This window comes from Prosthecobacter sp., from assembly GCF_049294395.1.
Lineage (GTDB): Bacteria > Verrucomicrobiota > Verrucomicrobiia > Verrucomicrobiales > Verrucomicrobiaceae > Prosthecobacter.
In genome coordinates this window covers 1-8,722 of the sequence record NZ_JBAQCR010000268.1, presented here as the reverse complement: position 1 = coordinate 8,722, position 8,722 = coordinate 1, and the positions used below count along the sequence as shown (strand labels likewise).

At 60.4% G+C, this 8,722-nt stretch carries 7 protein-coding genes and 1 pseudogene; all 8 read right to left on the bottom strand.

What is annotated here, in order from left to right:
• Positions 1-329, bottom strand: a pseudogene (locus WAW39_RS18330) (hypothetical protein); the annotation flags it as partial.
• Positions 330-351: 22 nt separating this feature from the next.
• Entirely contained in the window at positions 352-753 is a 402-nt protein-coding gene (locus WAW39_RS18325; RefSeq protein WP_422320637.1) for an ExbD/TolR family protein, read from the bottom strand.
• Between the two features lie 12 nt (positions 754-765).
• Positions 766-2,631 carry a DUF2341 domain-containing protein gene (locus WAW39_RS18320; protein WP_422320636.1) on the bottom strand — a complete coding sequence of 622 codons (1,866 nt, stop codon included), beginning with the start codon at positions 2,629-2,631 and terminating at the stop codon, positions 766-768.
• Between the two features lie 50 nt (positions 2,632-2,681).
• Complete coding sequence (locus WAW39_RS18315; protein ID WP_422320635.1) at positions 2,682-4,370, bottom strand: ShlB/FhaC/HecB family hemolysin secretion/activation protein; 1,689 nt, start codon at positions 4,368-4,370, stop codon at positions 2,682-2,684.
• 153 nt (positions 4,371-4,523) lie between these two features.
• Positions 4,524-5,393, bottom strand: a complete 870-nt coding sequence (locus tag WAW39_RS18310) for a hypothetical protein (protein WP_422320634.1) — start codon at positions 5,391-5,393, stop codon at positions 4,524-4,526.
• A gap of 106 nt (positions 5,394-5,499) precedes the next feature.
• Positions 5,500-6,759: a hypothetical protein gene (locus WAW39_RS18305; RefSeq protein WP_422320633.1), complete on the bottom strand. Its 1,260-nt coding sequence runs from the start codon at positions 6,757-6,759 to the stop codon at positions 5,500-5,502.
• 54 nt (positions 6,760-6,813) lie between these two features.
• The gene (locus WAW39_RS18300; protein WP_422320632.1) at positions 6,814-7,635 is read right to left on the bottom strand and encodes a PEP-CTERM sorting domain-containing protein; all 822 of its coding nucleotides are present in this window, start codon (positions 7,633-7,635) and stop codon (positions 6,814-6,816) included.
• A gap of 339 nt (positions 7,636-7,974) precedes the next feature.
• Positions 7,975-8,544 (bottom strand): peroxiredoxin family protein, encoded by a 570-nt coding sequence (locus tag WAW39_RS18295; RefSeq protein ID WP_422320631.1) that lies wholly within the window; start codon positions 8,542-8,544, stop codon positions 7,975-7,977.
• Positions 8,545-8,722 lie beyond the last annotated feature (178 nt).

Sequence of the window (8,722 nt, the reverse complement as noted above, 5' to 3'; positions counted from 1 at the left end):
GCCGTGCCCAGCGGTTCATCCGCAGGCTTGTCCGCAGGTTTGTCCTCCGGCTTGTCCACGACCTCTTCCTGCGCCTGCTCGATCATCTTTTCCTCTTCCTTCTCCTCCGGCGGCGGCTCTTCCTTTTTTGGAGGCGGCGGCGGTGGGGGCGGCGGCGGAGGCATGGAGATCGAAATCATCTCCATCTTCTTCTTGGGCGAAGCCTTCGAAGGCTTGTGATTCATGTACAGGTAGCCACCGCCGGCAAGCGCCAGCCCGCCCAGAATCAGCAGCACGAGATACCGCCGGAAAAATCCGGGCTCCTCGTCGTCGATGTGATTGGATGCCATGGTGTGGTAGGTAAAACGTTGCTTACTTCTTCGCCTGCGTCGCCAGCCCGATGTTCGTGAAGCCCGCACGGCCCACCGCAGTCAGCACATCCATGATGGTCTGGTACTGCGTCCCGCTGTCCCCGCGGACCACGATGGGTGCGTCGGGCATGGAAGCCTTGATCGACTCCAGCTTGCTGGAAAGCTCATCAATCGTCACCGCCGTCGCGTTCAGCTTGATGTTCCCCTGGTTGTCCACCGTCACCGCCTGCATCTTCGGTCCTTCGATCGGCTTGGAGGTGGATGGCCCGCCGCGCGGCAGGTTCACCTTCACGCCCTGCACCCCGGCGGTCGTCATGATGATGAAGATCAGCAGCAGCACCAGGTAGAGGTCCACCATCGGCGTGACGTTGATGTCATCGTAGGATTTGTTGTCGGCGTCCATGAGAGTGTGCGGTTACTCCTTGTAGTGTTCGGCCATCTTCGTGACGAACTCGTCGATGAAGGTCTCCATGTTCGAGACCACATCCTTGATCCGTGAGCTCAGGTAGCTGTAGATAAACAGCGCCGGAATGGCCACCGCCAGACCCGCCACCGTCGCCAGCAGCGCGCCCGCGATACCAGGAGCAATGGAGTTCACCTCCACCTCGCCGGATTTCGCAATGACGGCGAACGTGATCATCACCCCGATCACCGTTCCCAGCAGTCCCAGGTAAGGACCACCCGCGATGCCGATCGTCAGGAACACCAGCTTGCCATTGAGCTTCTGCACCTCGCGCACCATCCCGCCATGCAGCGTCGCCTTGATCGCCTGGATCGAGCGCCCGGAAAGCCCCATCACCTTCGCCTCCTTCTTCTCCTGCGGATTGAAGGTCACCTGGCGGAAGGACTTCATGCGGTGGCTGATTTCCTGCGAGCCCAGATGGTAGAGCTGATACAGCGGCGACTGCTTCATCAGCTTCTGCATCTTGCCGCTCACGCTCCCGCCGACGTTTTGAATGCTCTCGTCATCCTCCGTGTCGATGGCGGTCAGGTCAGACGAAATCTTCTCCCAGCGCTTCATGAACTCCTTCGAAGCCTTCTCAATCGTGTTCAGGTACATCACTTTCCCCGCCGCGATGATCCAGCCCATGATGGCCAGCACCGTGCAGAGGACGATCACCACCCAGCCGTCAAACGTCAGGTCCTTCGAGATGTCCGTGATCAGCGAAAGATGCTTCATGATCTCGTTCTCCTCCTCGTGGTCCGAAGCCTCGTCCTCACCCACCGTGATCAGCTTGGCCGCATCCGCCGTCGTTCCCTGGTTCACCGCCGCAAAGCGCACGAAGCCCGCAGGCCGCGCCGTCTTCGAAATCTGCAGTTCATCAATCTCACCCGTGTAGCCCACGAAGCTCGCCGCCGCAGGAGACGTGTCCTTGTCGATCTCCACCGGACCCTTGAGCAGCGGCATCGCCGCCGTCAGTGCGCCATACGATTTGCCATCCACATACACCGTGATGGTTCCCGCATCCGCCACCGCAGCCACATGATGCCATGCACCCGCTGCAATAGGAGCCCCCACACTGCTGCGCTGCTTGTTCAGCTCCACAAACGGAATGCCGTTGTCCAGACCCAGGATGAAAGCGTTCGCACCCTCACGGCGGCTCAGGATCACCGCATTCGGCTGCAGCGCAGATGGCTTGACCCACGCAGACACCGTCAGCGGCGCACCCGGCGCCCATTCACCCAGCGGCGGGGCAGGGGCCTTGATCGCCGTCTGTCCAAACACACGCAGCCCGCCGCCGATCAGCGATCCCGCTGCCGGTGGTGGCGCACCTTCCGCATTCGCACCCGTGGCCGAAGAATCCGTGCCCGCCTTCGAAGCATCCGCAAAGTGGTACACCAGCGTCGTGTTCGCATCGTACGTTTCTTTCGCCGCCTCAGGCGCACCCGCCTCGGTGTTGCCGTAGTAGAGCCAGATGCTCGTCGCGCTCGCAGGCTTCAGGTCAGGCACCTGCACCCACACGTACGCCTCATTCAGCAAAGAGTCCCACTTCTCAATGTGGTGCTTCAGCTCCGTCTTGCCATCTTCCGCCACAAAGCGCAGATCGCTCCCGTCCTCCTTCGCGGACATGAAGCTGAACACACCCTCGTGCAGGCGCACCAGCACCGCCGTCGTGCCGATGGGTTCCGCAATCGCCACGCCCTTGCCGGTCGTGTCGATGTCGATCTTTTTGCGTGTGGGCCACTTCGCATCCCACCAGTTTTCAGCGGCGGAAGCAAAGGAAGTCGTGAGCGCCAGGGCAAGCAGCAGAGAAGTCAGGATGCGTGGTTTGCGGGACATGAAGCGTGTGGAGGGGCTGTGCATTGAGAGAGTGAAAAAATGGGGTCGGCCTAGAAATCCATTCCCAGGCGGAAGAGCAGGAACAGGTCATGCGCCAGCGCGTTCGGCTGCGAGACCAGCGGCATCGCCAGATCCACCGATCCGGTGATGTGGTTCAAATAGCGGATGCGTGTGCCAAAGCCCGCGCTGGCCAGGTCATAGCTGCGCTTCTCCGCAGGCAGCGTCTTGTTGGTGTAAAGCTTGCCGCCTTCCAGGAAGGCATACACGCGCCACTGGTTCTCACGGTCCTTCGCCGTGCCCAGAAAGTTCGGACTGCGAAACTCCAGCGAACCAAAGATCCCCGAGTCACCCAGCCGCGTCGCGATCAGATACCCACGCGCCGTGCCGTACCCACCGCCCGAAGTCTGCTCCGTATTGATCAGCGCATCCGGCGTCGCCTGCCCCTGCACGCGGGTGTAAATCTGGAAGCCCTGCGCCACATCATGCGTGTGGGAAAGATCCCCGCGGAAGTAGAAGAAGCTGTCCGTCGCCGCAAAGCGCCGCGCCGCAAACTGCGTCTGCGATCCGCCCATGCCCATCACATGCCACGTCAGCGCCGCGTTGAATTCCGTGAACGTGTTGTCCGTCACGCGGCTCCCGCTGTAGGCCAGGTTGAAGGGGTAATACGCGATGGGGGAGGAAACCAGCGCACCGCCCGCATTCACATCCTGCACAAAGTTTTTGTAGTCGATTCCAAAGCTGATGGAGTGAAAGTACCCCTGCTTTGCCGGCAGCGTCTTCATCAGGCGAAAGCCCACGATCTGCCCCTTGCCGATCACCGTCGTGCCACCCAGCGCAGCGATGTTGCTGTCCTGAATTGTGCCCGTCAGCATCACACTCAAACCTTCCACACTGTGCACCTGCGCCTGGTAAAACGCCGAATACACCGCGCTGTCCGTCATCCGTTCCGGAGCCAGTTGAAAGCTCACGCCCAGCGTGTGTCCCATCTGCCACAAGTTGCTGTAGCTCAGCGAACCGCTCAGGCGCAGCGGCACCGTGTTCGCATTGTGCTGGTTGTTGATCTCCCAGCTCCCGTGCAGCGGCAGCTTGTCCTCCACATTCAGGTCGATGTCCACCGTCCCCGGCACCACGCCCGCGCGCAGCTCAGGAGTGATCTTGCGGTCACGCCAGCGGTTCAGCGCCATGATGTCCTTGCTGATCTCATTGAAGTTCGGCACCGTGCCCTCCTTCATGGAGGGAGCCATCTCCTTGATCTTGCTCGGCAGGAAATACCGCGCGCCCTTCACCCGCAGGCGGCCCACAGGCGTTTCTACCACTTCCAGGTAGATCACACCACGCGCACCCGTCTGCTGCGGCACCTGCACGCCCACGCTCTGGTAGCCCTTCGCCTTGTAAACTTTCTCCAGCGCCATGCGCGCCGCCTCAATGTCCTGCTCCCCCCGGCCCGGCCCCATGAACGGATACACCGCCTCCTCGATCTCGATCGCCTTCAGGATCTTGTTCCCCCGCACCCGGTACTCCCGCACATACAGGTTTCCGAGCTGCGACAAAGCCGTCGGAGCAGCCGCAGGCATCGCCGTGGCGGCAGTCTGGGGGGGCGTTTGGGACTCACCTCGTGCAGGGCCAAAACCACTCAGACCCGCCCCGCACAGCAGGGCGCAAAACCCACGGGAGATCTCCCGAATGTTCAGGCTTGCGGTGCTTGGTTTGAAGCTGGATTGAAAGATTGGGGGCGGCATTGACGCAGTATTCAGGACGCCTCCTTTTTCGTTCGACCCAGCCCTCGCTCAAGCTTGCCGCTGTTACGAATGCGTCACAGTCTGCGCCCCTTTTTGCCCTCTTACGTAGGGCATCACGAGTTTCGGTGACAGTTTCGAAACACAACACATGCTTCAAGGTGCCGCTTTCGCAGCCGCAGCATTTTTAACGGCCTCAATCTGAGTGAGGATGAACAAGTCTCCGCCAAACATGGAGGAAAACTGTTCATCACTGTCCCGGCGCACCTGGTTCCACCGTGCCCGGTAGGCAGGACTGTCGGAAGGCGCATTGGTTTCGCTCACTGCTTGCGCGAAATCACTTTGCATCTGCTGGAGTGCCGCTGTTGCGACAGGGGAAAGTGTCGGGTCAGGCGTGGCTGCATTGAGCAGGCCCTGAGACGCCTGCTGCTGGGCCGTGGATTCTTGGGTGCCATACGTGAATGCGGCTGGGATGTCAGCAGCGGGGTTCCCCGCAGGCGTCGAATTTGTGAGGGTGGTCTCGGATGGTGCCGTATTCGAAGAGCCGCCCTGCTGGTTCACCGCAGCGGCAGAGCCTTGACGTGCTTGCTCAGAGGACGCTTCTGGCGCGGTCAGTTTCGTCAGCAGTTGCTCGTACTCGGCCTGCAGCTTCATCTCCTCCGCCGCCGGCAGGCGGCCGCTGGTCGTGGCCATTGCTTTGCGTTTCTGTGCTTGGATTTCATTCAGCTCCCCGGCCACGATGTCACGTATCGTCGCCTCCGGGCAGCCCACCCCGCGAAGATTTTTCACATAAGTCGCGAAATCAGGCGTCTCCAGCTGGCTCCAGTGAAACGGCTTCGGCTGGGCCGTCTTGACCACCAGCGGGCGTGATTTGGCGGCTGCTGGCGCCACCCTCGGAACGGCGGCAATCTGGGGCGTTTTGCCTGCCTGGACCCAGAGCGCCACTGCCGCACAGCCCAGCATGACGTTCAATGCCAGCGATCCTGCCATGAGCAGAGGGTGACGGAGCAGGGGAAAGTGGGGCATGAGATTTTGAGGAATAAAGAGTGAAACAAAAACTGGTGCTGACGGCATGCGTCAGCACCAGCGAGGTTTTTTTTGTCAGGCAGGCATTGCGAGAATGCCGGCAGTTTTAGTTGGCACCAGCACCGATGGTGGCACCGTCATTCTGGCGGTTCACATGCATCTGGGACACGCGCAGACCGGACGTGCCGAGCACAGAGGTGTTGTCGAGCTGGGTCGCCATGTTGTTCTTGAACTGGGTCTCGTCGCTGGTCAGGCCGCTGCGGGTGTAGAGGTGCAGGTAGCCCCAGGCGGAATAACGGCCTTCGTAAATCAGGGCGGTGTTCGTGCCATCATAAGTCACGCCTTCATAGGCGAGGCGCACGGCCCCGTTGCCGACGGCGGTGTTCGCATCGGTGATGCCCAGCCAGGAAACCACGGTGACCGGAAGGCTGTTGGCGACTTCCGCGCCGGTTTCATCCAGCAGACTGATGGATGACGAGGTCATGCTCATGAAGTTACGAATGGTGCTGCCGCTCGTATAGCCGCCATTGCCAACGGTGGTGGACCCCACGCCATCACCGATGGGCCAGATCTGGGCTGAGACGATGCTGCCGGTGCCCACTGCACCGGTGGTGGTGAATTTCCACTGCTGCACCGGCGTGAAGGCACCGTACTTGGTCTCAGCCAGTGAAGTGATGCGGGTGCCGGAGCCGTTGTCACGGCCCGCCATGAGCACATAGTCCGTATCTGCGGCGTTGCCGGTGGCGAGGCTCTTCGGAACGTAGCCGTTGACGTAGAGCGTGCGCGCCAGTTGCTGTGTCATGTTGGTGAAGTTCGTGGTGCCTTTGTTGGCGACCCAGCAGAACGGAATGATCGCCAGCTTGTTGTCCACCAGCGCAGGGGAGGCTGTGGGGGTGGATGACTGGAACACATCGGAAAACGCAAAGTTGGCCTTGGCGAGTTGGGTTGGGCTCTGGCTGACGGCAATGTTGGCGTAGCCATTGCTGGCAGGCAGCGCGCTGGCCGGGATGAAGGTGAGGTCGAGCTGCTGAGCAACGTCCTTGACACCCGTGGCGGAGCCAGTCCAGCAGCACTGCACGGTGGTAATGCCGCTGATGCCGGTGGCCGTTCCCTGGATGGTGGAGAAGTCGGCGCCTTCGTAGCTGCCCTGCGTTTGCGCGGTTGCCACGGGATTGCCGTTGCTGTCAGGGAGGGCCCCGGTCGCGATTTTGCAGTTCGTTTCACCGCCCATCATGGCGATGATGCCCTTGTGGGCACCCGAACGGAAGGCGGTGGATCCGGTGAGGCGGATGGTCACGTCAGCAGAAGCCTGCTGGGCGAGGGCGAGGGCGAGCACGCCCACGGAGAGTTTAAAAAAAGATTTCATGAGTAAGTTAAAAAAGAGAAAGGTGTATGATTTGTGGAAATAGGGAGTGTCATCTCAAGCTTTCACGCTGCGACGGCGGCGGAGCAGCAGACCACCCAGGCCGACGGCGGCGAGGATTGCACGGCTGGGCTCAGGCACTGCTTCTGCCGCAGTGAAACCCACCACACCAGCACTGCTGATGGTGAAGGTGCCTTCATAGGAGCCCACGCCGACGGTTCCCGTCGGATTGGCACCTGTGTTGGTGTTCAGCACACGATAGAGGTCCAGTGCCGTGCCAGAGGCGCCATTGGCGAAGTTGCCTTCGATGGTGCCGCCGACTCGGAAGGAATCCGAACCGCTGTTGTTGGTCGACCAGCTTCCTGCATCCGTGGAGTTAAGAACCGCGCTGGTGGTGCCAGGGGCTGCGGCATAAGCGACCCCGAGGCCGAGAATGTCCGCCGTGGTGTCTGCTCTTCCCGCACTCCCGACAACCCAGGCCGTGGACTGCTGGGTCCCCGGGGTGATGGTGCTCTGCGCGGCTGAGAGGTAGTCCGTTCTGGCGGGGTCTCCGCCCACCGCAGCACTGATGGTGCTGTTGGTCCGGGCGCCGACAATACCCCAGGACAGATCAGAGCGCGTGGCCCAGTCCGAACCATAGGTGCTGACCAGCAGGGAGCCAATGTCCACCACGGAGGCGATGTTGGAGGTGGCGTCACGATAACCCGTGGCCAGACCGAGATCGACGATCAGGTTCGAAGTTGAGCCTGTGCCGCCAGTGGCACGGAAGCCGAGGAGGAGATCCCCGGCAACGAAGGTGGCAGCCTTGGACGGAATGGCTGCCGCTGAAATTCCAGCCACGACAAGCATGGTGAGGAAGTGTTTGGTTTTGATTAGCATTGGTATGTGTGGGTTTGTCGGTTGTTGTGAAATGATTGCTCCAAGTTTGAAAAAGAGCGCTCATCGCCTTTCGCCGACGAGCGTGCTGTAGCTAAGCGTTGAGTGTGAATCTAGCGGTTGAGGGTGACGATTTGGACACCGGTTCAGCAGTCTCACAGCACTCGTGATCGCTCGTGTCATCGAGGACGTCAGAGTGAAAATGAGAGGAGGAAAATGCTTCATGGCAGCAGTGTGCAAACGCCCCATGCGTTAAGGCGGCGCGGGCTGCGGAATCAGCGCTTTATTGTTAATGTTCTGTAACATTGCCACGGCTCGGGCCACGCATGGCAGTCACCCCCATCAAGGGGTGTTGACCGCGAGTTCACGTGCCAGCGCAGCCTGCAGCTTGGGGATGCTGGTCAATTCATGGTACCCGCTAGCAAGATGCCGGATGACGCCCGTTTTCCCGATCACCACCGTGCGTGGCGCATACTTCGTGAAGTAGCGTTCGTAAATTTGCCGGCCCGGATCAGGCACCAGCGGAAAGGTGAACTTGTTCTCGCCTCCGAGAATGACCAGTTCCTCCCGTGTGCTGCCCTTGCCGAAGCCGATGCCGATCAGTTGAAAATCATCTCTGTTCCGAAGCTTCTCGTACACCTCGCTCTGAAGGTGTTTCATCTCGGCGATGCACGGCGCCACCTGGGTGGAGAAAAAATACACCACCACCACTTTGCCCTTCAGCGCAGAGAGCGTCATCGTCCGGCCATCGGTTGTCTTGCCATTGAAGTCCGGGGCCGTCTCTCCCACCTGCACCAGGGTGTGCCTCTTCACATCCTCGTCCACATCGACATCCTCAGCGGCAGTTCCCCGGGAGAAAGTCAGGAACGCGAGCAACATCAGGCCGTACAGCATCGGGTGGAATGATTTCATAGGAAACCCCACGGATTCATGCATTCCCGCCAGACCTGTCAAAACTCACTCTGGAACAAAGATGTCACATTGAAGTCTTGGTCTGGAAGGCTTCGATGCCGGTGTATCTGCCACTTTTGCCACAATGCCGCCCAGACACGGATTCCATCTCCTCTTTCTGCTGGCTCACCTCGGAGTG